At 68.2% G+C, this 24675-nt stretch carries 22 protein-coding genes and 1 pseudogene; 7 read left to right on the top strand and 16 right to left on the bottom strand.

The features are described 5' to 3' along the window. Positions 1–23: 23 nt before the first annotated feature. The 7 genes from NMI01S_RS20140 to NMI01S_RS20110 form a co-directional block, all read right to left on the bottom strand. A complete protein-coding gene (locus NMI01S_RS20140; protein ID WP_062999353.1) occupies positions 24–1040 on the bottom strand; it encodes an NADP-dependent oxidoreductase in 1017 nt (338 codons plus the stop codon). 45 nt (positions 1041–1085) lie between these two features. After that, positions 1086–1955 carry a CHAD domain-containing protein gene (locus tag NMI01S_RS20135; RefSeq protein WP_062999351.1) on the bottom strand — a complete coding sequence of 290 codons (870 nt, stop codon included), beginning with the start codon at positions 1953–1955 and terminating at the stop codon, positions 1086–1088. After that, positions 1952–2914, bottom strand: a complete 963-nt coding sequence (gene pip / locus NMI01S_RS20130; protein ID WP_062999349.1) for a prolyl aminopeptidase — start codon at positions 2912–2914, stop codon at positions 1952–1954. The genes NMI01S_RS20135 and pip overlap by 4 nt, the downstream gene beginning before the upstream one ends. Beyond that, the gene (locus NMI01S_RS35975; RefSeq protein ID WP_245716940.1) at positions 2914–3408 is read right to left on the bottom strand and encodes a hypothetical protein; all 495 of its coding nucleotides are present in this window, start codon (positions 3406–3408) and stop codon (positions 2914–2916) included. Before NMI01S_RS35975 ends, pip begins: the two co-directional genes overlap by 1 nt. A 58-nt stretch (positions 3409–3466) precedes the next feature. Next, positions 3467–4360, bottom strand: a complete 894-nt coding sequence (locus tag NMI01S_RS20120; protein WP_062999345.1) for a hypothetical protein — start codon at positions 4358–4360, stop codon at positions 3467–3469. 65 nt (positions 4361–4425) lie between these two features. Beyond that, positions 4426–5763, bottom strand: coding sequence for a type I glutamate--ammonia ligase (gene glnA / locus NMI01S_RS20115; protein ID WP_030515350.1), 1338 nt, complete (start codon positions 5761–5763; stop codon positions 4426–4428). Between the two features lie 73 nt (positions 5764–5836). Continuing rightward, entirely contained in the window at positions 5837–7387 is a 1551-nt protein-coding gene (locus NMI01S_RS20110; protein ID WP_157126272.1) for an alpha/beta hydrolase, read from the bottom strand. Positions 7388–7594: 207 nt separating this feature from the next. Here NMI01S_RS20110 and panB point away from each other — a divergent pair, with 207 nt between their 5' ends. The 3 genes from panB to NMI01S_RS20095 all read left to right on the top strand — a co-directional run bounded on the left by panB (position 7595) and on the right by NMI01S_RS20095 (position 13478). Next, on the top strand, positions 7595–8458 hold the full coding sequence (gene panB / locus NMI01S_RS20105) for a 3-methyl-2-oxobutanoate hydroxymethyltransferase (protein WP_104362915.1): 864 nt from the start codon (positions 7595–7597) through the stop codon (positions 8456–8458). Positions 8459–8745: 287 nt separating this feature from the next. Further along, positions 8746–11754 carry a bifunctional [glutamine synthetase] adenylyltransferase/[glutamine synthetase]-adenylyl-L-tyrosine phosphorylase gene (locus tag NMI01S_RS20100; RefSeq protein ID WP_062999343.1) on the top strand — a complete coding sequence of 1003 codons (3009 nt, stop codon included), beginning with the start codon at positions 8746–8748 and terminating at the stop codon, positions 11752–11754. A gap of 347 nt (positions 11755–12101) precedes the next feature. After that, complete coding sequence (locus tag NMI01S_RS20095; protein WP_245716939.1) at positions 12102–13478, top strand: bifunctional lysylphosphatidylglycerol flippase/synthetase MprF; 1377 nt, start codon at positions 12102–12104, stop codon at positions 13476–13478. A 7-nt stretch (positions 13479–13485) separates the two neighbouring features. Here the strand turns inward: NMI01S_RS20095 and NMI01S_RS20090 are convergent, their stop codons facing one another. After that, the gene (locus NMI01S_RS20090; protein WP_062999341.1) at positions 13486–14013 is read right to left on the bottom strand and encodes a hypothetical protein; all 528 of its coding nucleotides are present in this window, start codon (positions 14011–14013) and stop codon (positions 13486–13488) included. 249 nt (positions 14014–14262) lie between these two features. Here NMI01S_RS20090 and NMI01S_RS20085 point away from each other — a divergent pair, with 249 nt between their 5' ends. Beyond that, complete coding sequence (locus NMI01S_RS20085; RefSeq protein WP_062999896.1) at positions 14263–15717, top strand: neutral zinc metallopeptidase; 1455 nt, start codon at positions 14263–14265, stop codon at positions 15715–15717. A 37-nt stretch (positions 15718–15754) separates the two neighbouring features. On the opposite strand, the gene NMI01S_RS20080 is transcribed toward NMI01S_RS20085, so the two are convergent. The 6 genes from NMI01S_RS20080 to NMI01S_RS20055 form a co-directional block, all read right to left on the bottom strand. Further along, on the bottom strand, positions 15755–16222 hold the full coding sequence (locus tag NMI01S_RS20080; protein WP_036500001.1) for a 6,7-dimethyl-8-ribityllumazine synthase: 468 nt from the start codon (positions 16220–16222) through the stop codon (positions 15755–15757). A 9-nt stretch (positions 16223–16231) separates the two neighbouring features. Then, positions 16232–17068, bottom strand: coding sequence for an alpha/beta hydrolase (locus NMI01S_RS20075; RefSeq protein WP_062999894.1), 837 nt, complete (start codon positions 17066–17068; stop codon positions 16232–16234). 92 nt (positions 17069–17160) lie between these two features. Further along, positions 17161–17568, bottom strand: a complete 408-nt coding sequence (locus tag NMI01S_RS20070) for a DUF3224 domain-containing protein (RefSeq protein WP_036500003.1) — start codon at positions 17566–17568, stop codon at positions 17161–17163. A gap of 37 nt (positions 17569–17605) precedes the next feature. Beyond that, positions 17606–18964 (bottom strand): M20/M25/M40 family metallo-hydrolase, encoded by a 1359-nt coding sequence (locus NMI01S_RS20065; protein WP_062999339.1) that lies wholly within the window; start codon positions 18962–18964, stop codon positions 17606–17608. Continuing rightward, positions 18961–19350: a CocE/NonD family hydrolase gene (locus NMI01S_RS20060; RefSeq protein ID WP_062999337.1), complete on the bottom strand. Its 390-nt coding sequence runs from the start codon at positions 19348–19350 to the stop codon at positions 18961–18963. Before NMI01S_RS20060 ends, NMI01S_RS20065 begins: the two co-directional genes overlap by 4 nt. Before the next feature lie 78 nt (positions 19351–19428). Next, a complete protein-coding gene (locus tag NMI01S_RS20055; RefSeq protein ID WP_062999333.1) occupies positions 19429–20340 on the bottom strand; it encodes an oxygenase MpaB family protein in 912 nt (303 codons plus the stop codon). A gap of 197 nt (positions 20341–20537) precedes the next feature. On the opposite strand from NMI01S_RS20055, the gene NMI01S_RS34965 reads away from it, so the two are divergent. Then, positions 20538–20705 (top strand): hypothetical protein, encoded by a 168-nt coding sequence (locus NMI01S_RS34965; protein WP_157126271.1) that lies wholly within the window; start codon positions 20538–20540, stop codon positions 20703–20705. 73 nt (positions 20706–20778) lie between these two features. On the opposite strand, the gene glnA (NMI01S_RS20050) is transcribed toward NMI01S_RS34965, so the two are convergent. After that, the gene (gene glnA, locus NMI01S_RS20050; protein ID WP_062999331.1) at positions 20779–22215 is read right to left on the bottom strand and encodes a type I glutamate--ammonia ligase; all 1437 of its coding nucleotides are present in this window, start codon (positions 22213–22215) and stop codon (positions 20779–20781) included. Between the two features lie 461 nt (positions 22216–22676). On the opposite strand from glnA (NMI01S_RS20050), the gene NMI01S_RS20045 reads away from it, so the two are divergent. Then, positions 22677–23138 (top strand): RDD family protein, encoded by a 462-nt coding sequence (locus NMI01S_RS20045; protein ID WP_062999329.1) that lies wholly within the window; start codon positions 22677–22679, stop codon positions 23136–23138. Positions 23139–23181: 43 nt separating this feature from the next. Here NMI01S_RS20045 and NMI01S_RS20040 read toward each other — a convergent pair. After that, positions 23182–23724: pseudogene (locus NMI01S_RS20040) on the bottom strand (TetR/AcrR family transcriptional regulator); the annotation flags it as partial. An 84-nt stretch (positions 23725–23808) separates the two neighbouring features. On the opposite strand from NMI01S_RS20040, the gene NMI01S_RS20035 reads away from it, so the two are divergent. Continuing rightward, entirely contained in the window at positions 23809–24669 is an 861-nt protein-coding gene (locus NMI01S_RS20035) for an aldo/keto reductase (protein ID WP_062999327.1), read from the top strand. The last annotated feature ends 6 nt before the right edge of the window (positions 24670–24675 follow it).

Below are 24675 nucleotides of genomic sequence, written 5' to 3'. Positions count from 1 at the left end.
CTCTCCGCCGTCTCACGTGGTGCTCAACGCGCCAGCCGCACCACAACCTTCCCGGTGTAGCGCCCCCGGACCGTATCCAGCAGTGCCCGCGGCGCGTTCTCGAGCCCGTCGACGACGGTTTCGGTCCGCACGATGTTTCCCGCTGCCGTCCACTCCCGCAGTTTCCGGCCGAACTCCGGGGCCAGGTCGAAGTGATCGATAGTGCTGAATCCGCGCAACGTCAATCGCTTGCCGATCACCGCCAACAGATCACCCGGACCGCCGTCCGGCTCGCCACCGGCCCGCTGCCTGGCCAAAGCGCCACAGAGCGCGATGCGGCCGCCGGGATTCATCGCCTCGATCGCCGCCCGCAACTGGGCTCCGCCGACATTGTCGAAATACACGTCCACGCCGTCGGGCGTCGCGGCTCGCAGCCGATCGACGAAGGGATCGTCGTGGTAGTCGACAGCGGCGTCGTAACCCAGCTCCTCGATGATGTGGGCGGCCTTCCGCGGTGAGCCGACGCTGCCGACCACACGGCCGGCGCCGAGCAGCCGCGCGATCTGCCCGGCCAGGCTCCCCGTGGCGCCTGCGGCGCTGGAGACGAAGACGGTATCGCCGCGGCGCAGTTCGGCGGCGACGGTCAGCCCGACGTAGGCGACCAGGCCGAAGCCGAGGTATCCGGACGGCGAGGGATAGGCGTCGGGATCTACCACCCGCACCGTCCCCGCGTCGGCGAGAGCGTGTTCCCGCCAGCCGAGCCGATGCAGGACCACGGCGCCCTCGGGCACCGCCGGATCACCTGATTCGATCACCTCGCCGATCGCGTCCCCGGACAGGGTTTCACCGATCTCGAAGGGCGGCAGGGGAATTCCGGGAAAGGCGCCGATTTGCATCAGGCTTCCGGGGTCGATGGACATGAAGAGATTGCGGATCAGTACCTGGCCGGCCGCCGGTGCCGGCATCGGATGGTCGACCGTTCGGAAATCGGTGAGTTCGGGGAACCCGCCGGGGCGGGCGGCCAGGTGGATCGAGCGGGTGGTGGCGATAGTGGACGTCATACCGCCGACCGTAGGGATTGACGTATGCGTGAAGGTCAAGCCCGATCAGGACAGGTAGTCATAGTTCGAGAATTCGATGAGGGACGGGTACTGGGCGAGGGCGGTGCGGGCGGCTTCCACTTCGGCGGCGCACAGCAATTCGTAGGGGGCGGTATCGGCGCCGTGGCCGCGCACGACTTCGGCGCGGGCGGTGATGGTGGCCAGCGCCTCGATGGCGTCGCGGTGATCGCCCAGGACGCCCTGCACCTCCTTCGCGCGGCGGGCCAGGTCCTCGGCGGGGCCGTCCAGGATATCGGTGGCCGCTTCGGCGCTGTAGCGTAACCGCTTGGCGGCCTTGCGGATATCGTGCAGTGCCTCGACGCGGTCGGCCTCCTCGACGTCTCGTTCCGCGTCGACGCGTGTTTTCAGCCGGCGCAGATCCGCGCGCACCGCTGCCCTGAACACGCGGTCGGCATCGCGGCGGGCGGCTTTGCGGCGCAGCGGCGGATCGGTGCGCAGGCCGACCACCCGCGCACGCAGCAGGGCGTAGCGCTCACCGTCGAGTTCGCGCAGCACGGTTCGGTGGGCGTCGGTGTAGGCCGCGCGTTCCGTGCTCACCAGCCGACGGCCGAGGTGGCGCTGGACGTCGGGATATTCGTCCAGCAGCGCGGCGAATCGGTCGGCGCGCACCTCGGCGTCGCGGGCGATGCCGAGCAACCCTGCCAGCCAACGCAATTCATCGCGGATGGCATCTATCTCGTCGCGGTGGAAGACCTTCCGATACGAGCGCAGCACCGACCGCAACCGGCGGGTGGCGACCCGCATCTGATGTACCGAATCCGATTCGTCGGCGCGGACCTTCGGCTCCGCGGCCAGCAGCCGGTCCACGTCCTCGCCGAGGGCGGCGACGACGGCGGGACCGGCTGCCCCGCTCATCGCCGAGCCCGGAATTCGTCGGTGGCCTCGATCAGATGATGCGTGGTGCCGGGTTCGGCCGCGGCATGTCCGGCATCGGCCACCAGATGCAGTCGCGACCCGGGCCAGGCCCGATGCAGATCCCAGGCACTGACCGCCGGGCAGACGACATCGTGGCGGCCCTGCACGATCACCGCCGGAATATGCGCGACCCGGTCGATATCGCGCAGCAGCTGGCCCTCTTCGAGGAATCCGCCGTGCACGAAGTAGTGGTTCTCGATGCGGGCGAAGGCCAGGGCGAAGCGGGGTTCGGCGGATTCGGCGACCCGTTCCGGTTGCGGCAGCAGCGAACTCGTCGCGCCCTCCCAACTGGACCACGCCACCGCGGCGGCGGTCGCCACCTCGTCGTCGGGGGAGTGCAGCAGCCGGTGATAGGCCGCCACCAGATCCCCGTCGCGCTCGTCCGCCGGAATCGGCGCCAGGTACTTCTCCCACTCGTCGGGATAGACGAATCCGGCGGCACCGTTGTAGTACCAGTCGATTTCCTTGCGCCGCAGCAGGAAAACGCCTCGCAGCACCATCTCCGTGACACGCTCGGGGTGGGTCTGGGCGTAGGCCAGCGCCAGTGTCGAACCCCAGGATCCGCCGAAAACCTGCCAGCGCTCGATACCCAGATGGGTGCGCAGCCGCTCGATATCGGCGACCAGATGCCAGGTGGTGTTGATCTCCAGGCTCGCCCCGTCGGCCACGTGCGGCGTCGAACGCCCGCAGCCGCGCTGATCGAACAGCACGATCCGGTAGGCGGCGGGATCGAAGAACTGCCGGTGCGTCGAATTGGTGCCGCCACCCGGGCCCCCGTGCAGGAAGACCACCGGTTTGCCCTCGGGGTTGCCCGACTCCTCCCAGTAGAGGTGCTGCCCGTCACCGACGTCGAGCATGCCCTCGCGATAGGGCTCCAGCGGCGGGTACAGGGTGCGCATCAGAAGGCGATTCCCGAGGCGAGATCGGGCAGCTCCAGCGCTTGCAGCGCCTGAGTACGAGTATCCGAGCAGGTCTTGGTGGTGATCCGGTCCACCACGGCCTTGTCGCCGAGCACCGCGAGGTTGATGCCGCCGTTCTCCGCGGCCCACTGGTGCACCGTGATGTTGAGCGCCACCTTCCCTAGCGTCGGGCCCTGCACCCGCCAATCCGACAGCTGCGGGGAGATGGCGTCGCACAGCTTCTGCGCGACCGGGTCGGGAACCTGCACGGGACTGGTCTGGCCCGGTTTGGCGGTGACGCCGGCCGAACCGCTGGGACGCGCGGGCGTCGACGTCGCCGAGGCGCCGGATTTCTCGGGCCCGGCCGAACCCGTGCTTGCGCCACCACATCCGGCGACCAGCGCGACGGCCAGCGCCGCACCGACGGCGAGCGCTCCGCGAGTCATCCAACGGCTCTGCGACATCTGTTCCCTTTGTTCGATTCCGGAGTTCATCCGAAGTTCCTGCTGTGGACCTACGAGTCTGCCACCTCGCCGCGGGTGCCCGCGTGGCTCAGGCGAAGTTCGCGCGCAGCTGGTCCAGCATCTCGGTGACGAAGGGCGCGAACCGTTCGGCCGGTCGGCCCGGTGCGGTGTCGATGGTCAGCCACGAATGCAGAGTGGTCAGGGGCGCCAGGCGTTCGGCCAGCTCTACTTCGCGGTCGGTGACGGTAGCCAGTTCACGCCAGGCGTCGAAATAGGCCGCTCGGTGCGGGTCCCGGAACGTGCGCACGGACAGGAAGGGATGGGTGAGCAGTGCATCGCCCCAGTCGAACACCGCGGCGGTGGTGCGGAAGACGTGGCCCGGATACAGGTCGTTGTGTTCCACACTCAGCCGGTCGTACTGCGCGAGTTCGGCAGCGGCCGACTCGATCGCGTGCTCCAGACCCGGGGGGCGATCGGCGAAATGGCGGTAGACCTCGATCAGGCGTGCCGGAGGCAGGTATGGAGTTCCGGTGTCGCGCAACGACTCCGCGTGCGTGCACAGGGTGTGCTGCAGGGCCGCATAGGAGCGCAGCACCGATTCCCAGCCCGGCGGCCGCGGCGGCGGCGCGTCGGTGCCGTCGGATGCGAACTGCCGGTCGAGCGGTCCGGTGCGCATGGTCTCGCCACCGTCGCGGCCGAGGAACCACCCGTTCTCACGTTGTACCGCAAGGGGTTTCGGTGCCGCGCCCGGAACGAGCCGGTCCAGCGCCTCCAGCAGCGGGCCCTCGTGGGCGAACGCACGCGCACTCGCCTTCGCCCAGACGGCTCCGCGGTCGGTGTCGATGCGCGCGAGCAGCGTCCAGTCCCGGCGCCGCATCTCGTGCGCGCCGGCCACGGTCAGTCCCAGCTTCCCGAGTTCCGCGGTGGCCCAGTCGATCAGCGGTCGCAGTGGCTGATCGCCCACCGATACAGGCGCGTTCACCGAGACAACCTAACCTGCTCAGCGATCGTCGGTGCGGTCGGCCGAAGCCGGTCTCGCACAGCCGATCACAGCGTCAGGTACTCGCCCAGCTCCCACGGCGTGACCTGGGCGCGGTAGGTGGCCCACTCGTGGCGCTTGTTGCGCAGGAAGAAGTCGAACACGTGCTCGCCCAGCGTTTCGGCGACCAGCTCCGACCGTTCCATCGCCCGCAGCGCCTCGTCCAGGGTCGAGGGCAGCTCGCGGAAGCCCATCGCGCGACGTTCGGCGGTGGTCAGCGACCACACGTCGTCCTCGGCCTCGGGTGGCAGCGTGTACCCCTTCTCGATGCCGCGCAGGCCCGCGGCCAGCAGCACCGCGAAGGCCAGGTACGGATTGCAGGCGGAATCAGGGCTGCGGATCTCGACCCGCCGCGAGGACTGCTTGTTCGGCGTGTACATCGGAACGCGGACCAGCGCCGAACGATTCGACCGGCCCCAGGACGCGGCGGTCGGCGCTTCGCCGCCGTGGATCAGGCGCTTGTAGGAGTTCACCCACTGGTTGGTGACGGCGCTGATCTCGTTGGCGTGTTCGAGAATGCCCGCGATGAACGCGCGCGCGGTCTCGGACAGGTTGTTCGGGTCGTCGGGATCGGCGAAGGCGTTGTGCTCACCTTCGAACAGGCTCATGTGGGTGTGCATGGCCGAACCCGGGTGGTCGGAGAAGGGTTTGGGCATGAACGACGCCCGCACGCCTTCGTCGATGGCGACCTCTTTGATGAGGTAGCGGAAGGTCATCACATTGTCGGCCATCGACAGCGCGTCGGCGTAGCGCAGGTCGATCTCCTGCTGGCCGGGCGCACCCTCGTGGTGGCTGAACTCCACCGAGATGCCCATCGATTCGAGCGCGTCGATGGCGTGGCGGCGGAAGTTCGGCGCCTCGTCGTGCACGGCCTGGTCGAAGAAGCCGCCGTTGTCGGCGGGTACCGGGCGGCCGTCCTTGAGTGCGGAACGGATCAGGAAGAATTCGATCTCCGGATGCACGTAGCAGCTGAAGCCCAGGTCACCGGCCTTGTTCAGCTGCCGGCGCAGCACGTGGCGCGGATCGGCCCACGACGGCGATCCGTCGGGCATCGCGATATCGCAGAACATGCGCGCCGAATGCTGATGGCCCTTGCTGGTGGACCAGGGCAGCACCTGGAACGTCGACGGATCGGGCTTGGCGACCATATCGGCCTCCGACACCCGCGCGAAGCCCTCGATCGCCGAGCCGTCGAATCCGATGCCCTCCTCGAAGGCGCCTTCCAGCTCCGCGGGGGCGATCGCCACCGACTTCAGATATCCCAGGACGTCGGTGAACCAGAGTCGCACGAAGCGGATGTCCCGCTCCTCGAGCGTCCGCAGCACGAATTCCTTCTGGCGATCCATACGCGCGAGCGTAGGCACCCGCGGTTAAATCCGTGTTACATCGTGCAACAACCGCCGGTCCGCATGTGTGGCGTCAGCCGCAGGTGAGCCCTTGCGGCGGTGTCTTCAGGTCCGTGAGGTAGGCGAACACGGCATCGTCGACGCACGGCACGCCGCCGGAGAGGAACGCGGTGTGCCGGGTTCCCTTGTTGGTGATCAGTGCCGCGCCCAGCTGATGGGCCAGATCGACACCGGCCTGATACGGCGTGGCCGGATCCGCGGTCGTGGAGATGACCACGGTCTCGGGCAGGCCCGGTGCGGAAATGTTGTGCGGGGAGCCGCTGTTGGGCACGGGCCAGAACGCGCACATCTCGAGCGGCGCCTGCCCGGTGGCGTGGCCGTCGTCGAGGAACGGGGCAACCTTGCGGTATTCCGCGTCCTGCTTATCGGTTTCGCCGCGATCCTTGATGGCCGGATCGTCGACGCAGTGGATGGCCAGGAACGCGTCCTGCGAATTGTCGTAGCTGCCGTCCTTACTGCGGCCGTCGTAGAGATCGGCGAGCTGCAGCAGGATGTCGCCCTTGCCCTTGGCCAGCTGAGCCAGGCCCGCGCTCAGCACATTCCAGCTGTCCTCGGCGTAGAGGGTGTTCTGCACACCGGTGACGGCGTCGCTGTAGGTGAGGCCGCGGCCGTCGCGGGTCTCGGCCGGGTGGTCCCAGAGCGGGTTGACCAGATCGTGGAAGCGGGCCACCGCCTGGGTCGCGTCCTGGCCGAGCGGGCAGTCCGGTTTGCTCGCACAGTCGGCGGCGTAGGCGTCGAACGCCTTCTGGAATCCGGCGGCCTGCTGCACCGATTCCTTCTCCGGATCGGCGTCCGGATCGAGTGCCCCGTCGAGCACCATGGCCCGCACCTTGTCCGGGAACTTCTCGGCGTAGGTGTAGCCGAGCCGGGTGCCGTAGGAGTAGCCGACGTAGTTCAATTTGTCGTCGCCGAGCACCCCCCGGATGATGTCCATGTCCTGCACGACCTCGCGGGTGCCGACGTGGGCGAGGAATTCGTTGCCGGTCTTCTCGGTGCAGTGCGCCGCGAAATCCTTGTTCTCCTGCTCGGCGGCCGCGATGCCGGCGGGCGTGTAGTCCTTGGGCGGTTCGGCGCGCTGCTGATCCCACTGCTGCCCGGTCAGGCATGCGATCAGCGGCGTGGACGCGCCGACGCCGCGCGGGTCGAAACCGATCCGGTCGAACCGCTGCGCGAGCGGGGTGTCCTGGCCCTGCGCGGCCATCCACAGTCCGGCCTGGCCGGGACCGCCCGGGTTGAACAGCAGCGATCCGATGCGTTGCCCGGTCGCCTTGATCCGGGAGACCGCGATCTGCGCGGTCGCGCCCTCGGGTTTGTCGTAGTCGATCGGTACCGAGATGTGCGTGCATTCGGTGCCCTGCGGGAACCGGGTCGAGGAATCGCCGAATCCGTCACAGCTACCCCACGAAGGAACCTGGGTGTAGTACTTCTGCAGCGCGGCCGGACTCGGCGCGGACGGCTGGGCGACGGGGTGATTCTTCGACGTCGACGAGCAGGCGGCGGCCACACACATCAGGGCCACCGCGGCTGCGACGCGACCGGATCGCGACAAGGACATGCGCGCCATCCTTCCATCTCCGCCTGTGATCATTGCGGGTGTCCGCGGCAGCCTCCGTGGTGACGCGGGCTGCCTCCTCCGGCCGCGTCGCTTTCACCGCGTGTGACGAATCCCATCTCTGCCACGCCTTAAAAGCGGCCGTGCCGCGGTGGCAGACTGGACGGGTCATAGCAACCCGGGGACCCGGTCGGGCCTCGAGGACAGACGAAAGGGACGATGATGTCCGCTGCTCAGGACAATCCTGCTTCCGAAACCACCGCCTACGGCGCCGCACCGACAACTTCCCGGCGGAAGACGCGAGTACAGCACCTGCAGCAATGGAAATCCGCGGGCGAGAAGTGGGCGATGCTGACCGCCTACGACTACTCCACCGCGAAGCTGTTCGAAGAGGCCGGCATCCCCGTGCTGCTGGTCGGCGATTCGGCGGCCAATGTGGTCTACGGCTACGACACCACCGTGCCGATCACGATCGAGGAACTGCTGCCACTGGTACGGGGCGTGGTCCGCGGCGCGCCGCACGCCCTGGTGGTGGCCGACCTGCCGTTCGGCAGCTACGAGGGCTCTCCGGAACAGGCGCTGGCCAGCGCCACCCGCTTCATGAAGGAGGGGGGTGCGCACGCGGTGAAACTCGAAGGCGGAGAACGCGTTTCCGAGCACATCGCCCGGCTCACCGCCTCCGGCATCCCGGTGGTGGCGCATATCGGTTTCACCCCGCAGAGCGTCAACACCCTCGGCGGCTACCGCGTGCAGGGCCGCGGTGACGGCGCCGAACAGCTGATCGCCGACGCCATCGCGGTGCAGGAGGCCGGAGCCGTGGCCGTGGTGATGGAGATGGTGCCCGCCGAGCTGGCCGGTCAGGTCACCCACAAGCTGACCATCCCGACCGTCGGCATCGGCGCCGGCAGCGACTGCGACGCCCAGGTCCTGGTCTGGCAGGACATGGCCGGCTACACCAGCGGCAAGACGGCCAAGTTCGTCAAGCGCTTCGGCCGCGTGGGCGACGAATTGCGCAGCGCCGCGGCGGAATACGCGCGCGAGGTAGCGCAGGGGACCTACCCGGGACCGGAACACAGCTTCTGAGCGAAGGGTCGGCCGCGTGCTGTCGCGCGGTCGACCCCGTTCACCGTGGACGCCGATGCCGTGTCCGCCCCTGCGGTGGGCGGCTCGGGGCTTTCGGTCCGCGCGACCGCCGGGGCTCATCAGTCCCGGGACGCCCACAGCTCGCCGGGGCCCGTCGGTGAGAGGCCGCGTTCCGACGGCCTCCCCGCGGCGGAATCGGTTCCGTGGTCGACATCGGCTCAGGGCTCCCTCCACCACCTGTGAACAGGCAACTTCCGCATGCTCGGCCGTAACGGTAATTTGAGAGAATGGTCCGGCCACCGACTGCACGTCCCGCAGTGCCCGGTGCCGGTCGGCTGGGATTGCTGGAGCCGACGGCAGCCGCGTCGTTACGAGAGCTCGCCTGGGACAACGTCGACAGTGTTGCGTTGCTGTGGGCGTTGTCGCGGTCGCCGGATGCCGATCTGGCGTTGCTGACCCTGATCCGCCTGCGCGAGGCGCTCGGGTCCGATTGGGCCGCATTGGATTCAGCGGTGCGCACCGATCTGTCGTTGCGTGGCAGACTGTTCGCGCTGATCGGCTCGTCGAGCGCGTTCGCCGATCATCTGGTCGCGGATCCGGGGAGCTGGCAGCTGCTGCGGCGGGAACTGCCGAGCACGCGAGAGATCCTCGACGATCTGCTCGACGCGGTCGGCGCCACGCCCGAGACGGGGCCGAACGCCGCCCCGATGCTCTACCGGGCCACCCACGCCGGACCCGACGCGATCGCCTTGCTGCGCAAGCGATATCGCGATCAGCTGATGGTGCTGGCCGCCCACGATCTGGCCGCCACCGTCGAGAACGAACCGGTGCTGCCGTATCAGCAGGTCGGCAATCATCTCACCGATCTCGCCGACGCCGCACTCACCGCCGCGCTCTCGGTGGCGGTGGCGCGGATCTGCCCCGACGAGCCGGTTCCGGTCCGGCTGGCGGTGGTCGCGATGGGCAAATGCGGTGCGCGCGAACTGAATTACGTCTCCGACGTGGACGTGGTGTTCGTCGCCGAACCCGCCGACACCACCGCGACCAGGCTGGCCGCGGAGATGATGGGTATCGCCGGCAGCGCGTTCTTCGACGTCGATGCCGCGTTGCGCCCGGAAGGCAAGGCCGGGGCGCTGGTGCGCACCCTGGATTCGCACATCACCTACTACAAGCGCTGGGCGCGCACCTGGGAATTCCAGGCGCTGCTGAAGAACCGCCCCGCCACCGGCGATCTGGAACTCGGCAGGCAGTACGGCGAGGCGCTGATGCCGATGGTGTGGAGCGCCTCGGAACGACCGGATTTCGTCTCCGACGTGCAGGCGATGCGGCGCCGGGTCGAGAGCCTGGTGCCCGAGGACATGCGCGAGCGCGAACTCAAGCTCGGCCACGGCAGTCTGCGCGACGTCGAATTCGCGGTGCAGCTGCTGCAGTTGGTGCACGGTAAGGCCGACGAATCGCTGCACGTGCCGGGCACGGTCGAGGCGCTGACCGCGCTGGCCGCGCGCGGCTACGTGGGCCGCGACGATGCCGCCAACCTCACCGCCTCCTACGAATTCCTGCGCCTGCTCGAGCACCGCCTGCAACTGCAGCGGCTCAAGCGCACCCATACCTTGCCCGCACCCGACGACGAGGAGGGGATGCGCTGGCTCGCCCGCGCCGCGCATATGCGTCCCGACGGACGCCAGGACGCGGTCGGGGTGCTGCGCAGCGAGATCAAGCGCAACACCGTGCGGGTGCGCCGGCTGCACGCGAAGCTGTTCTACCGCCCGCTGCTGGAATCGGTGGCTCGCCTCGACGCCGCCGCGTTGCGGCTGAGTCCACAGGCCGCGGTCCGCCAGCTCGCGGCCCTCGGCTACGCCGCCCCGGAGAACGCCCTCGGCCACCTCAAGGCACTCACCGGCGAGGTGGGACGCAAGGGCCGGATCCAGGCGCTGCTGTTGCCGACGCTGCTCGAATGGCTCGGGGACACACCGAATCCCGATGCCGGGTTGCTGGCCTACCGGCGGGTGTCCGAGGGCCTCGACGACCAGATCTGGTTTCTGCGCGAACTCCGCGACGAGGGTGCGATCGCGCAGCGGCTGATGATCGTGCTGGGCTCCTCGGCCTATCTGCCCGATCTGCTGATCAACGCGCCCGAAACCATCCGGATGTTCGCCGACGGACCGGACGGGCCGCTGCTGCTGACCCCGAAGGCCGAGGATGTGCGCTCCAGCATTCTGGCCGGCGCCGCCCGCTACGACGATCCCAGACGGGCCGTCGCCACCGCCCGCTCGCTGCGCCGCCACGAGCTGGCCCGCATCGCCTCCGCCGACGTGCTCGGCATGCTGGAGGTGCCGCGTGTGTGCCGGGCGCTGTCGTGGGTGTGGGTCGCGGTGCTCGAGGCGTCGCTGCAGGCCGTGATCCGGGCCTGGGAGGCCGAACACGAAGCGCCGGCGCCCGCGGACTTCGCGGTGATCGGTATGGGCCGGCTCGGCGGGATGGAACTGGGCTACGGGTCCGACGCCGATGTGCTGTTCGTCTGCGATCCGCGCCCCGGCGCGGACGAGACGGTCGCGGTGAAGTGGGCGATCAGCGTGGCCGAACAGGTGCAACGGCTCCTCGGCGCGCCCAGTACCGATCCGCCGTTGCAGGTGGACGCCGGACTGCGGCCCGAGGGCCGCAACGGTGCGCTGGTCCGCACCCTGGCCGCGTATCGCGCCTACTACCAGCAGTGGGCGCAGCCGTGGGAAGTGCAGGCGCTGCTGCGCGCGCATCAGGTCGCCGGCAACGAGGAGCTGGGTCTGCGGTTCCTGCATTCGATCGATCCGGTCCGCTATCCCAAGGGCGGTGTCTCCGAGGACGCCGTGCGCGAGATCCGGCGGATCAAGGCGCGGGTCGACTCCGAGCGTCTGCCGCGTGGCGCGAATCCGGCCACGCACACCAAACTCGGCCGCGGTGGTCTCGCCGATATCGAGTGGACCGTGCAGCTGCTGCAACTGCAGCACGCGCACGAGGTGCCCGATCTGCACAACACCTCCACTCTCGAATGTCTCGCTGTGATCGAACGCGAGAAGCTGCTCGACGCCCTCGACGTCGAGCTGCTGCGCGATGCCTGGCTGACCGCGACCAAGGCCCGCAACGCCCTGGTCCTGGTGCGCGGCAAACCCGCCGATCAGCTGCCCGGGCCCGGACCGTTGCTCTCGGCCGTGGCCCGGGTCGCGGGCTGGCCGACCGATGACGGCAGCGAATTCCTCGACCACTACATGCGGGTCACGAGGCGGGCGAAAACGGTCGTCGAGCGCGTCTTCGGCGGGTGAGCGGGGCGTAGGTCCTTCGCGGTGGGGTGCCTCCTGGACCCGGGGACGTGTGATCGCTCACGGGGCGATAAGCGGCGTTTTCGGGGACCGGCGGTGAATTCTCGCGCTACGGGCGGTTGCGGGCCGAAAACGTGTTGCGGGGAACAGACCGGGCGCGATATCGGTTGATACGGAGTGTGCTGTGCCGTCGTCACCGCGCGAGGGGCCTCGCAGAGCCGGAACGAGCGTTCCGCATACTGTATCGGTACGCGACCATTCGGGAGGACCGCCATGGTGAGGATGTTCGTGGACGTGCGCTACGCCCACCTGCTCAACGGCACACGCCATGCACTGTGTGATCGGAGACGATGATGGCTGAACTCAATTCGGCCGTCACCGGTTACCGCACCTATCGGCACGCCACCCTGAATCCGACCCGCGCTGTGCGGGTTCCGCTGATCGTGGTGCTGTTGCTGGTCGGGTTGGTGCTGCTCTACGCCGCCGACCGTGCCTCCCGCGAAGGTGTCAACCGGGGCTGGTTCGTGGCGGTGTCGCTGTCGGGCCTGTTCGTGGCGCGCGGTCTGCATCTGCGGCGGCCGATCACGCTGCCGCATTTCACCGTCGCGGTGATCGTGCTCGGGGTCTCCAACATCGCCTACCGCAGCGACCATGGCACCGTCGGCTTCGTCTGCCTCGCCTCGACGGGCCTGATCCTCATGCTGCCGCAGAGTTCGCGCCCGCAGCCGGACCAGCGGCATCGCATCGCCGCCCTCGTCGACCGCACGGTCGAGGATCCGCTGGCCCCGTTCGCGCTGCACTCGGCCAAATCCTATTTCTTCAACGCGGATTCGAACGCCGCGATCGGATATCGTGCGCGCTTCGGCATCGCGGTCGTCGCGGGGGACCCGGTCGGCAACTGCGCCGAATTCGGCCGGCTCATCACCGAGTTCTCCGAATTCGCCTCCGCTCACGGCTGGCGGATCGCGGTGCTGGGCGCCAGCCCCGCGGTCACCGAACTGTGGCGCACCCGCGCGGACGATCATCATGGCCTGCACGCCATTCCGATCGGCCGCGACGTGGTGGTGGAAGTCGACTCGTTCGATATGGTCGGCCGCAAATTCCGCAACCTGCGCCAGGCGGTCAGCCGCACCCGCAACTTCGGCGTCAAAACCGAGGTGATCCCCGAACGGGACCTCGACCGGGAGTTGCGCGAGACGCTGCTCGACATCGTCGACGAGTGGGGAACCGGCCACCAGACCCGCGGCTTCTCGATGATCCTGGACCATCTGCTCGACGGCCGGAATCCGGGCATGCTCGTGGTGATCGCCCGCGACGGTGAGGGCCGGGTCGCCGGATTCCAGCGTTATGGGTCCTCCAATCACGGCAGCGAACTCAGCCTCGATGTGCCGTGGCGGCGCAAGGACGCCCCGAACGGCTTGGACGAGCGGATGATCGTCGACCTCGTCGACTACGGCCGCGACAACGACGTGCACCGCATCTCGCTGGCGTTCGCGGCGTTCCCCGAACTCTTCGCCGACAAGGAACGGTCGCGCTCCCAACAGGCCATCTATGTGCTGGCCCGCACGCTGGACCCGTTGATCCGGCTGGAATCGCTGTATCGGTTCCTTCGCAAGTTCAACTCCTTCGGGAATCAGCGTTTCGTCCTGATCCGCTGGCGTGAGATCGTCTTCACCGCGCTCGCGCTGCTGACCCTGGAATTCGTTCCGCATCGCAAACAGGGCTGAGCCGCGATCACGCCATATTGCCCTCGTAGCACAGCCCGGTTCCGCGCCAGGTCGGTTGCGGGGCAACGGTTCCGCGATCGAAGCGCCATGCGCTGACGGGTCCGGCGGCCTTCCAGAACAACCGGCCGTCGTGGCCGCGCACCACCTGATAGACGTCATCGGTGCCCTCGACCAGTTGATTGCCGACGCAGTAGTCGTTGTAGGCGGTGCCGGGTTGGCGTGCGCCCAGGCTGAATTGGGCGGCGGGATCGCCGGCCGAGCCGGGGTTGGCGACGCTATCGGGCCGGTCCGACGTCGCGCCGGCCGACCACATCGGAGTACCGCGGCCGTCGGCGCCGCAGGTGTAGCCGCGTCCACCCGCGATGACCGTGGCGCCCGCGGGGTGGATGGTTCCCGCCCACAGGCAGCCGGTGGCGGGTTGGGGGGCCGATCGCCTGGATTCGGCTTCGGCGGGTGCCGCGGTGAAGCCGAGACCCGCGGCGGTGAGCGCCGCCAGGGCGGGAAGGGTGAACGATGCGCGGGGGTGTCGGGGCATGGTAGAGGCCTCTCTGCTCGCCGTTGAGCATCTACTATCTACGTAGGTAAATAGTAGTTGAACGAGCGGTGTGCGCGCCATGTCGTGGTCGTCACCGTGCGTCATCCGTGCCGATATCGAGACATGCGTTGCGCATTCGCGCGAGCGCCCGATTACGATGTGAGCGCTCGGGAGACGGGGGGACCGCTGTGCGGAATCCGGATCGTCGTCGGTCCGGGCGTCGACAGTGGTATTCGGGGAGGACACGATATGACATACGACAGGCGGCTGCGGCTGGCCGCGACGGCCGGGCTGCTGGCGCTCGGCGCGGTATTGGCCGGCTGCGGCACCGATGCGAAAACGACTGTGGCACATGACGTTGCCGCGACGAACGAGAATCCGTGGGCGCTGAGCGGCGCCGCGCCCAATGCCTCGGGGCCGAGCGGTCCGCGACCGGGCGTGCCCGACGCGCCACTGCACGCCGACAACGGCGACGGTGGCGAGATGGACCGGTTGGCGCTCAACACGCTGTCGGATCTGCAGGACTACTGGGGCGCCGAATACGGCGAGAACTTCCCGGGCACCTTCAAGCCGGTCGACCACTTCATTTCCTGGGATGCCAACGCGCCCAAGGAACAATCGGTCACCTTCTGCCGCTCCAGCACCTATCACGTGGTGAACGCGGCCTACTGCAAGATCGACAAGACCGTCGGCTGGGACCGCGGCAAACTGCTGCCGCTGATCTCGGGCAAGTACGGGAAGATGGCGGTGGTGATGGTGCTCGCGCACGAGTACGGCCACTCGCTGCAGGATCAGGCCCGGCTCAACGGATTCTTCACGCCCGGAATCGTGCTCGAGCAGCAGGCCGACTGCTTCGCGGGAGTGTTCCTGCGGCATGTGGCCGAGGGCGGGTCGGCGCACTTCACGCTGAACACGACCGACGGGCTCAACGGTGTTCTGGGTGCGGCGGTCGCCGTGCGCGACCGCGACCCGGACAATCCGAAGAATGTGCACGGGTCGGCGTTCGAGCGCGTGACGGCGGTCCAGATCGGCTGGTCCGACGGTGCGGCCGGATGTAAGGGCATCACCAAGAAGGAGATTCAGGAGCGCCGCGGCGGTCTTCCCACGACCTTCGAACCGGGTGACGAGGAGAACCAGATGGGTGTCGACGTCGACGGTCTCAATGCCGTCGCCGCCGCGCTCGGGCGGATCTACCCGCTGCAGAACCCGCCGGCCTTCGACTACTCCGGCATCGTGAAACTGTGCCTGAAAAACCAGGCGGCGGAACCGGTTTCGTACTGCCCGTGGATGAACCGGATCGGAACCGATGTGCCGGAGCTGGCCAAACGCGCCGGCGCGCAACCCGGCGACGACGATCCGCTGTCGGCGGTGGTGGACGGCAACTACAACGCCTATGTGGTGTTCATTTCCCGCTATGCGCTCGCGGTGGAGAACGAGCGGCATCTGTCGCTGTCGGGGCCGGAGACCGCCGGTCTGCGGACGGCATGTCTGTCCGGCGTGATCACCACCAAGCTCAGCGACCCGGCCAGCGATCCGCGCTTGACCGCCGGTGATCTGGACGCCGCGGTATCCGGCCTGCTCGCCGACGGACTGGCCGCCAGCGATACCGACGGCAAGGTCGTGCCCAGCGGCTATCAGCGACTCGACGCCTACCGCACCGGAGTGCTCGACGGTGAGGCCGCCTGTCTGAACAACTTCAAGTGACGCCGACGGGCGACCGGACGGCCGGTCGCCCGTTCTCTCAGACCGCGCCGGTCGGGAGGGTGCGCAGGGAGCTGAGCGTGGTCGCGACCGCGCGGGCGGCCTCGGCGCCCTTGGTGTGGAAGTGCTTGGTGAAGTAGTCCACGTGCTCGCTGTGCTCGTGGAAGTGATGCGGGGTCAGCACCACGGAGAACACCGGGACGTCCGTCTCGAGCTGCACCCGCATGAGCCCGTCGACCACGGCCGAGGCGACGAAATCGTGCCGGTAGATGCCGCCGTCGACGACCAGCGCCGCGGCCACCACCGCCGCGTAGCGGCCGGTGCGCGCCAATCGCTGCGCGTGCAGCGGAATCTCGAACGCGCCGGGCACGTCGAACACCTCGACGGCATCCGCCGAATACCCCAGATCGCCGTACTCGGCCAGGAAACCCTCGTGGGCCTGGGTGACGATGGACTGGTGCCAGTTGGCCCGGATGAATGCGATGCGTCCCTGGTCGGTATTGCTCATCCTCGGATGCTACTGCGCGCCGGTGTGCTCCTCCAACCAGTGCACCAGGTCGCCGAGTACCTTCTCACGTTCGGGTTCGTTGAATATCTCGTGGTAGAGGCCCGGATAACGCAGCACCGTGAGATCGGTCGCGGTGGCTCCGGCCTCGATCCGATCGGCGCCCACCGGGGCGGCCAGCGCATCGGCGCCGCCGTGCAGCACCAGCGTCGGCACCCGCAGTGCGTCGAGGTGGCCCAGCACGAAGTCCGCGCCGCGCAGAATTTCGGTCGCCGTGCGGGCCGGGAGTTTGCCGCGGTAGACCAGCGGATCCTGATCATAGGCACGCACGACCTCCGGGTCGCGGCTGATCTGCGTCGAATCCAGTTGCAGCACACCCAGATTCGGCGCCCAGCGGCTCAGGGCCGGGGCGAGCAACCGCTGCACCGGGTTACCGGCCTCGATCACCACCGGCGGCGCCGACACGGCGATCCCCGCGACGTCCAGCGGCGCCCGCGTCGCCAGGTACAGCGTGATCAAACTGCCCATGCTGTGGGCGAGGACGAACCGGGGCAGGCCCGGATGCTTCGCGCTCGCGATATCGAGCATGGTGTTCACATTGTCGGCGGCCGCGTCGATCGATTCGATATTCGACCGCCCGCCGCCGGAGCGGCCGTGCCCGATGTGGTCGAAGGCGTAGACCGCGAAACCGCTGTCGGCCAATCGTTTTCCCACATGGTCATAGCGCCCGGAGTGTTCGGCGACGCCGTGCACCAGCACCACGACGGCCCGCGCCCGGTCGGGCAGCCAGGCCCGCCAGAAGACCTGTCCGCCGCGGGCGTCGAATTCGCCGGTATCGCCTGTCGTCATCGCTGCCTCCGTCTGCGCCGTCGCTGCGCCGCCATTGTCGCGCACGGCGGGCCGCAGTGTCGCACATCGGCCCGCCGCGCCGGGATCGGCGGTCAGCCCAGGTCGTAGTCGAACCAGATCCTGTGGGTGCCGTCCGCGTCGACCGCCAGTCCGCCGGTCCCGGTGATCTCGCTCAGCTCACCGGTGCCGCTGCTGGGCACGATGGTGAAGAATTCCGCACTGCGGTCCGCACCCGCGGTGGTCGCCGAGTGGGCGAAGTTGAACGTGCCGGCCAAACCGTTGAGCGAACCTTCGAACGACTCCATCGCCACATAGGTGCCCCGGCCCGACAGCTGGTCGAACGCGGCGGTGAACAACGTGGCCGAGCGTCCGACCGCTTCACCCTCGAAATGCTTTTCCAGCCGGGCGATTCCGACCGGCGTCGCGGTGGGGATGTCCGGATCGGGAAGGACGTCCGTGGCGACGAAGGATTTGACGGTGAACGTTGCTGTAGCTCGCACCCGCTGAGCGTAGCGGCGAACACCGACATTCCCGGCATCAGCCGCCGGCGCTGGTGTAGTGCGCGAGGACGCGGCGGTTGAATTCGATCAACCGCGCGTAGTTGGTCCGGGAGAGCCGTTCGTCGGTGCCGTGGATGCGCTCCAGATCCGCCGCGTCGACCACGATCGGCGCGAAGTTGCATCGGGTGGTGGCCAGCCCGTCGTAGTGGCGGGAGTCGGTGGCGCCGGGCACGATGCCCGTGGTGACCACCGCCTCCGGCACCACGGCACGGGTGAGGTCGGCGATCACGTCGAAGGCCGGTCCGGGGCCGGTGATCCGTGAGGGTTCGGAGGCGGTTCCGAACACCTCGATCGCGACGCGCGGGTCGGCGACCACGCGGCGGCAGTGATCGAGCACGCCGGCCACCGAATCACCGGGCAGGATACGGAAATTCACCAGCGCCTCGGCGCGCTGCGGCAGTACGTTCGCCTTCACCCCGCCGCGGATCACGGTCGGCGCGGTGGTGGTGCGGACCAGGGCCTCGGTCTGCGGTCGCGCCGCCATCATGCGGGTGATCACCCCGCCCGCGATCGGTGCGAGCCGCAGGGCGGAACGGCGAGGTTCGGCCATGGCGGGCCGCATCCGGGCCAGCATGTCGGCGATCACCGGTGTCATGCGCAGCGGCATCGGATGGTCCTGGATGCGCGCGACCGCCCGCGCGATCCGGCCCACGGCGGTTTCGCGGCCGGGCATCGAGGAATGGCCGCCGGTGTCGGTGGTGCGCAATTGCACGGTGGCCCAGCCTTTTTCGCCGAGCATGATGGAGGCGACGGGTGCGGTGGCGCCGTCGGCGACGCCCTGGGTGATCACCCCGCCCTCGTCGAGCAGCAGCTCGGCGCGCACCTCGAGCTCACGCAACCGGGCTGCCATCCGGGTGGCGCCGGCGCGGCCGAAGATCTCCTCGTCGTGGCCGAAAGCGAAATAGACGGCGCGGCGCGGACGGCGGCCCTCGGCGAGCAGCGATTCGGCCGCCTCCAGGATCGCCAGCACCCGGCTCTTGTCGTCGATCGCGCCACGGCCCCAAATGAATTCGTCGTCGACCACACCGGCGAACGGGGGATGGGTCCAGCGTTGCTCGTCGTCGACCGGAACCACATCCTGGTGGGCGAGCAGAACGGCCGCCGTCCCGGGCTCGGTTCCCGGCCAGCGATACAGCCGGCTGTGGCCGAACCGCTCCAGTTCCAGGTGTTTGTGCACCAGGGGGAATTCGTTGTCGAGAAGGCTTGCGAGCCGGTCGAATTCGACCTCGTCGGTATCGGCGTCGTCGCGCGAGACGGTGACGCAGCGCAGGGCGGCCGCGAGCCGCTGCGCGGTCGCGTCGTCGACGGTGGTCGCGGTCGTACCGGTCGCCGTCATCGATCTCCTCGTCGTTGCGGGAAGTCCACGGTGACACCGGAATCGCGCAGGATCTCCGGCGCGGTCGTGGTCACCCGGCGGGCGCGCCATTTGCCCAGCCCGCCCTCCGGATAGATCTCGGTGAGAAATGCCAGGTGATTGCGGTAGGGGCTCACCGTCATGACGACCGGGGTGCGCACGTCGTCGGCCATCCCCGCGGGCCGCAGGATATCCGCGTGCAACCGCATGCCGTCGGGTGTGGTCAGGAACTCCTGGCGCCACTGATACGCCGGGGCCGGTGCGGCGGCCGCGGTGACCGGCGCGGCCGCGGCGGTCAGGAGGACCAGCCCGCACAGCACACGCGTGAGCACGCGCCGGGCGCGCGGCGATGAATTCTCGAGCACCATAGGACTATCGAGTCTGCACCGCCACCCGTCCAGCCCTGAGAACCGGGGTCGGGAAACCGGCCGGTCACCCGGCCTCGATCACATCGGGCGCAGATCGAGCACCTTGCGCAGCCGGGCGCGGTCGCGCTCGAGTTTGCGCGCCTCGTAGGCGATGGGGAAGTAGCGGATCCGTTCCGGCAGCAGCGGAACGAGCCGGGCCAGCACCCAGCCCAGGATGCGCAGGTTGCGCTCGTCCTGCGCGGTCCACGTCAGTCCGAGTTTGCGGCGCGCCGGTTCGGGGGTGGTGCCGACGGTGCAGAAGTACTGCATGCGGCCGAGCGGGGAGGCGGCCAGCTTCCACAGCGGCGTCAGCGGCCTGGGCAGCGACTTGGGCGGGGCCACGTGGCGGATCGTCTTCAGATAGTCGCGCGCGGTGTCGGTGGCGACCAGATGGTTCTCCACGGTGTCGGCGAAGAAGACCTCGAACTCGGCGTAGGTCGGCGGAATCTCCTTGGGCGCCACCGAGAACATGCGCAGCAGCTGCAGCACCTCCTGGTAGTACTGCTCCTTCTCCGCGTACGTGAGCGGGGTGCGGCTGAAGTACTTCGAACCTTCGTTGAAGGCGTAGGTGCCGGTGTGCAGCACCCAGGCCCACGGACCGGAGGCGAGCGCGGAATGGCGTTTGCCCTGGGCGTCGACGGTGTTGAGTGAGGCGTGCATATGCCGTAGGCGATCGGCCTCGGCGACAGCCTCGTCACCGCCGTAGGTCCAGGTCATCACCGCGGCCAGACTGCGCATCGCGCGGCCCATCGGATCGGTGCGGAAGGTGGAGTGCTCGTCGACGACCGCGGAAATCGTCGGTTCCATGGTCTGCAGCAGAAATGCCGACCCGGCGGTGAGGGAGAAGGTGATCAGTCCTACCTCGTCCCACATGCGGGTTCCGGGCTCGATCGGCTTCCGGGGGCCGAGTTCGTGTTCGGTGCGCTCGGCGCGGGCGACGGAGGCGGTCATCCGTGATCTCCTTTGACCACTCGACATGATGAGAGGATTACATGCGAATCATCTCACCCTCTTTCGATCTTGGCAACCGGCTGCTCTCCGTCGAGTTGCTGGTGCAACCGGAAGTGAACACAACCTGAAATCTCGGTGAACTGATGGAAGAATGGGATCCTCGCCACATCGAACGTTCAGGGAGGAGGGATCCAGCCATGATCCACACCCACGCCCACCCCTCGCTTTGGGGGACCTTGCGCACCTACGCCCGCCGGGCGCTGGCCCGCCACACCCTGACCGCCGAGGAACGCCGCAATCTCGCTGCCGCCCAAGCGCATCCGGCCGTCTACAGCGCGTCCCTGGGTAGCCACCCGCATCTGTGACGAGCCCCGGAACGCACCGAAGCCCCAGCCGATTCCGGCTGGGGCTTCGTGAATTCAATTGCGCCGTAACGACTTACACGTCGTAGTACAGCTCGAACTCGTAGGGGTGCGGACGCAGGTTCACCGGCGCGATCTCGTTGTCACGCTTGAGCTGGATCCAGGTCTCGATGAGGTCGTCGGTGAAGACGTTGCCCTCGGTGAGGTACTCGTGGTCCTGCTCGAGGCGGTCGATGACCGAGGCCAGCGAGGTGGGGGCCTGCGGGATGTTCTTGGCCTCCTCCGGCGGGAGCTCGTAGAGGTCCTTGTCGACCGGGGCCTTGGGCTCGATCTTCTTCTTGATGCCGTCCAGGCCGGCCATCATCATGGCGGCGAAGGCCAGGTACGGGTTACCCGAGGAGTCCGGCGCGCGGAACTCGATGCGCTTGGCCTTCGGGTTGTTGCCGGTGACCGGGATGCGGACCGCGGCGGAGCGGTTGCGCTGCGAGTACACCAGGTTGATCGGGGCCTCGTAGCCCGGCACCAGACGGTGGTAGGAGTTCACGGTCGGGTTGGTGAACGCCAGCAGCGACGGCGCGTGGTGCAGGATGCCGCCGATGTAGTGGCGGGCCAGGTCGGACAGGCCACCGTAGCCGGCCTCGTCGTGGAACAGCGGCTTGCCGTCCTTCCACAGCGACTGGTGCACGTGCATACCCGAGCCGTTGTCACCGAACAGCGGCTTCGGCATGAAGGTGACCGACTTGCCTTCCTGCCACGCGGTGTTCTTCACGATGTACTTGAACAGCTGCAGGTCGTCGGCAGCCGACAGCAGGGTGCCGAACTTGTAGTTGATCTCGGCCTGGCCGGCGGTGCCGACCTCGTGGTGGCCACGCTCGAGCTCGAAGCCCGCGTTCTGCAGGTTGGTCGAGATCTTGTCGCGCAGGTCCACGTAGTGGTCGTAAGGCGCGACGGGGAAGTAGCCACCCTTGTTGCGAACCTTGTAACCCAGGTTGCGGGAACCGTCGGGGTTGAACTCCTTGCCGGTGTTCCACGAACCCGAGACGGACTCGATCTCGTAGAACGAGCCGTTCATGGCCGATCCGTAGCGCACGCCGTCGAAGATGTAGAACTCGGCCTCGGCACCGAAGAACGCGGTGTCGGCGATACCGGTCGAACGCAGGTACTCCTCCGCCTTGCGCGCGATGTTGCGCGGGTCGCGGGAGTAGGCCTCACGGGTGAACGGGTCATGCACGAAGAAGTTCAGGTTCAGCGTCTTCGCGGCACGGAACGGGTCGATCCGGGCGGTGGAGAAGTCGGGCAGCAGCAGCATGTCCGACTCGTCGATCGACTGGAAACCGCGCACCGAGGAGCCGTCGAACGCCAGGCCCTCTTCGGCCAGGTCGGAAGTGAACGACTTCGCCGGGATGGAGAAGTGCTGCTGAACGCCAGGAAGGTCCGAGAAGCGTACGTCGACGTACTCGACGTCCTCCTCCTTGATGTACTTGATGACCTCGTCGGCCGTGCTGAACGCCACTTAGTACTCCTTACGGATCGGTTCCCAGCCTGTGCCGATTGCTGGGTTTCAGCGCTGAACGGTATGGATGCGGTGTTTCCCCGCAATCAAGGCTGTGTTTCGCCAGTGTTACACGTGCTGCTGGACGGGTCGGCGGCCTCCCCGGGCAACACCACGCGAGGGTTCGTTCCTGATGCGGTGCCGGACCAGCACGGTTATCCTGCCACCACGGCATCCGGCGCTCGATTCGAGGACCGCGCATCGTCGCCGATCGGTGCGCGCGCCCCCGAGAGTTTCCCGCCCGCAACCGCTTTGGTGAATCGTCCCGGCGGGGCATCGCGCTGCCGCCACCGCGGGCCCGCGAAACCGCGGGGGAGACGCCGCGCGCCGACGGCGGCGTCCGGTCGCCGGTGTTACGCGCGGGTACGCGCGCGGTCCGGGTGTGACGTAATCCTCACCGCCGATACGCCTACGCTGGGAGCATGGCGCGAATTACCGGTTCCTGGCTGTCCGGCCCGAATGCGGCCCACCCCGGCGAGCCGCAGTCCGACGACTATCCCGGCAAGCTGCTCGGCCTGCCGCAGGAGGGTGTCGGGTCGCTGGCGCCCATGTCGCGCCGCATTGTCGCGCTGTTCGTGGACTACTTCATCGCCATGGGTATCGCCGCGCTGATCGTGCGCGGCGCCGGCTCGCTCAACACCGTCACCTATCTGATCTGGTTCGTGATCGGCGTCGTGACGGTCATGCTGTTCGGGTTCACGCCCGGGCAGTACTTCCTGGGAATGCGCACCGTGCGGATCGACGCGTCGGCGCCGGTCGGATTCGTGCGCTCGGTGGCGAGGCAGGTTCTGCTGACCTTCGTGGTGCCCGCGTTGTTCACCGACGGGGATCGTCGCGGTATGCACGACCGGGCGACCGGGACGGCACTGATCCGCGCTCGATGACAATCGGCCGGCCCGCGTCGCTGGGCCTCCCCGCGCCGGGTCGCACACCATCGAGCAACAGGTCGAGGAGACGGTCGATCTGCTCGCGGTCGATACCCGCCAGCGTCGCGCCCGCCATCGCCGCCGTGATGTCCTCGGGCCGGACGTCGTCTCGCAGAGTGCCTGCCGAGATTCCCGCATCGAGGACGGAACGTATTGCCGCACTGAGTCTTTCGCGTGTCTGCGCCGAGGTCACCGCCCCGGAGGCGGTGACCTCGCGCAGCGCCTCGGCCATGCCGCGTTTGGTGGCCACGAAGTCGGCGTAGCGGCCGAGCCAGATCTGTAACGCGACCTCCGGGGCGTGGTCGGCGAGCAGGTGCGCCGCTTGATCGCACAGCTGTTCCAGTTCGCTGCGGTAGACGGCTTCGATGAGCGCTTCCCGGGACGGGAAGTGCCGATACAGCGTTCCGATTCCCACCCCGGCGGATTTCGCGATCGATTCCAGGCTCGCCGTGCCTGCTTCGCCGGTGAACGCGGTGAGTGCGGCATCGAGGAGTAGTTGGCGATTGCGCTGGGCGTCGCGGCGTCCACGCGGCTGTCCGGACAAAGTGGAGGGCCCTCCGTTTCTGTACTACTCTGAAATTAAGCGGAGGCTCCTCCGTTTATGCACAGGGTAACAAGGGAGACCCGGATGACGGTCATGACGCAACCGCGGGACGGCGAACTGGCGGGACGCCCGGTCGGCCGAATCGGCTACGGCGCGATGCAGCTGGAAGCCGGCGCGGACGCGGTCGCGGTGCTGCGGCGGGCGGTGGAGCTCGGCGTGAACCATATCGATACCGCCGGTTTCTACGGCAACGGCTCGGTGAACGCGCTTCTGCGCGAGGCGCTGCATCCGTATCCGGACGATCTGCTGCTGGTCGACAAGGTCGGCGCCGTGCACACCGGCAGCGGGCTCGTCGCCGCGCAGAAGCCGGAGCAATTACGGGCCGCGGTGGAAGCCGACCTGCGGGCGCTGGATGCCGAGCAGCTGGCGGTGGTCAATCTGCGCCGGGCCGACGCCGCGCCGGGCATTGTGGCGACCGGTGATCAGATCGTGAAGCTCGACGACCAGCTGGCCGAACTGGTCTCGCTGCGGGACGAGGGCAAGATCGGGGCGATCGGGCTGAGCAATGTCACCGTCGAGCAGCTCCGTCACGCCGCTCCCGCGGGTATCGCGTGCGTGCAGAATCTCTACAACCTGCTGGAACGCCAGGAGGAACCCGTCTTGGCCGAATGTTGTTCGCGGGGAATCGCTTTCGTGCCGTACTTCCCGCTCGGCTCGGGGTTTCCGGGTCGGCCCAAGGTGGCCGAGGACGCTGTGGTGCGCGATATCGCCGGCCGCGCCGGGGCGACGCCGAGTCAGGTGGGTCTGGCGTGGTTGCTGGCCCGCGATCCGCACCTCCTGCTGATCCCGGGGACTCGCAGCATCGACCATCTCGAGCAGAACGTGGCGGCGCGGGAGGTCGAGCTGGATGCCGGGATGCTCGCCGCGCTCGAAAAACGGGCCTGACAGCGG

The sequence above is a fragment of the Nocardia mikamii NBRC 108933 genome (genome assembly GCF_001613505.1).
GTDB lineage: Bacteria > Actinomycetota > Actinomycetes > Mycobacteriales > Mycobacteriaceae > Nocardia > Nocardia mikamii.
This window is presented reverse-complemented; position numbering and strand designations above follow the sequence as displayed.

Coding starts and splice junctions, on each gene's coding strand:
- glnA (WP_030515350.1), bottom strand. CDS start 5,763: ATGGATCGCCAGAAGGAATTCGTGCTGCGGACGCTCGAGGAGCGGGAC.
- NMI01S_RS20110 (WP_157126272.1), bottom strand. CDS start 7,387: ATGGCGCGCATGTCCTTGTCGCGATCCGGTCGCGTCGCAGCCGCGGTG.
- NMI01S_RS20055 (WP_062999333.1), bottom strand. CDS start 20,340: ATGACCGCCTCCGTCGCCCGCGCCGAGCGCACCGAACACGAACTCGGC.
- NMI01S_RS20075 (WP_062999894.1), bottom strand. CDS start 17,068: ATGACGACAGGCGATACCGGCGAATTCGACGCCCGCGGCGGACAGGTC.
- NMI01S_RS20045 (WP_062999329.1), top strand. CDS start 22,677: ATGGCGCGAATTACCGGTTCCTGGCTGTCCGGCCCGAATGCGGCCCAC.
- NMI01S_RS20090 (WP_062999341.1), bottom strand. CDS start 14,013: ATGCCCCGACACCCCCGCGCATCGTTCACCCTTCCCGCCCTGGCGGCG.
- NMI01S_RS20135 (WP_062999351.1), bottom strand. CDS start 1,955: ATGAGCGGGGCAGCCGGTCCCGCCGTCGTCGCCGCCCTCGGCGAGGAC.
- NMI01S_RS20100 (WP_062999343.1), top strand. CDS start 8,746: ATGGTCCGGCCACCGACTGCACGTCCCGCAGTGCCCGGTGCCGGTCGG.
- NMI01S_RS34965 (WP_157126271.1), top strand. CDS start 20,538: ATGATCCACACCCACGCCCACCCCTCGCTTTGGGGGACCTTGCGCACC.
- NMI01S_RS20085 (WP_062999896.1), top strand. CDS start 14,263: ATGACATACGACAGGCGGCTGCGGCTGGCCGCGACGGCCGGGCTGCTG.
- NMI01S_RS20060 (WP_062999337.1), bottom strand. CDS start 19,350: ATGGTGCTCGAGAATTCATCGCCGCGCGCCCGGCGCGTGCTCACGCGT.
- pip (WP_062999349.1), bottom strand. CDS start 2,914: ATGCGCACCCTGTACCCGCCGCTGGAGCCCTATCGCGAGGGCATGCTC.
- NMI01S_RS20035 (WP_062999327.1), top strand. CDS start 23,809: ATGACGGTCATGACGCAACCGCGGGACGGCGAACTGGCGGGACGCCCG.
- NMI01S_RS20065 (WP_062999339.1), bottom strand. CDS start 18,964: ATGACGGCGACCGGTACGACCGCGACCACCGTCGACGACGCGACCGCG.
- NMI01S_RS35975 (WP_245716940.1), bottom strand. CDS start 3,408: ATGAACTCCGGAATCGAACAAAGGGAACAGATGTCGCAGAGCCGTTGG.
- NMI01S_RS20080 (WP_036500001.1), bottom strand. CDS start 16,222: ATGAGCAATACCGACCAGGGACGCATCGCATTCATCCGGGCCAACTGG.
- panB (WP_104362915.1), top strand. CDS start 7,595: ATGATGTCCGCTGCTCAGGACAATCCTGCTTCCGAAACCACCGCCTAC.
- NMI01S_RS20095 (WP_245716939.1), top strand. CDS start 12,102: ATGATGGCTGAACTCAATTCGGCCGTCACCGGTTACCGCACCTATCGG.
- NMI01S_RS20140 (WP_062999353.1), bottom strand. CDS start 1,040: ATGACGTCCACTATCGCCACCACCCGCTCGATCCACCTGGCCGCCCGC.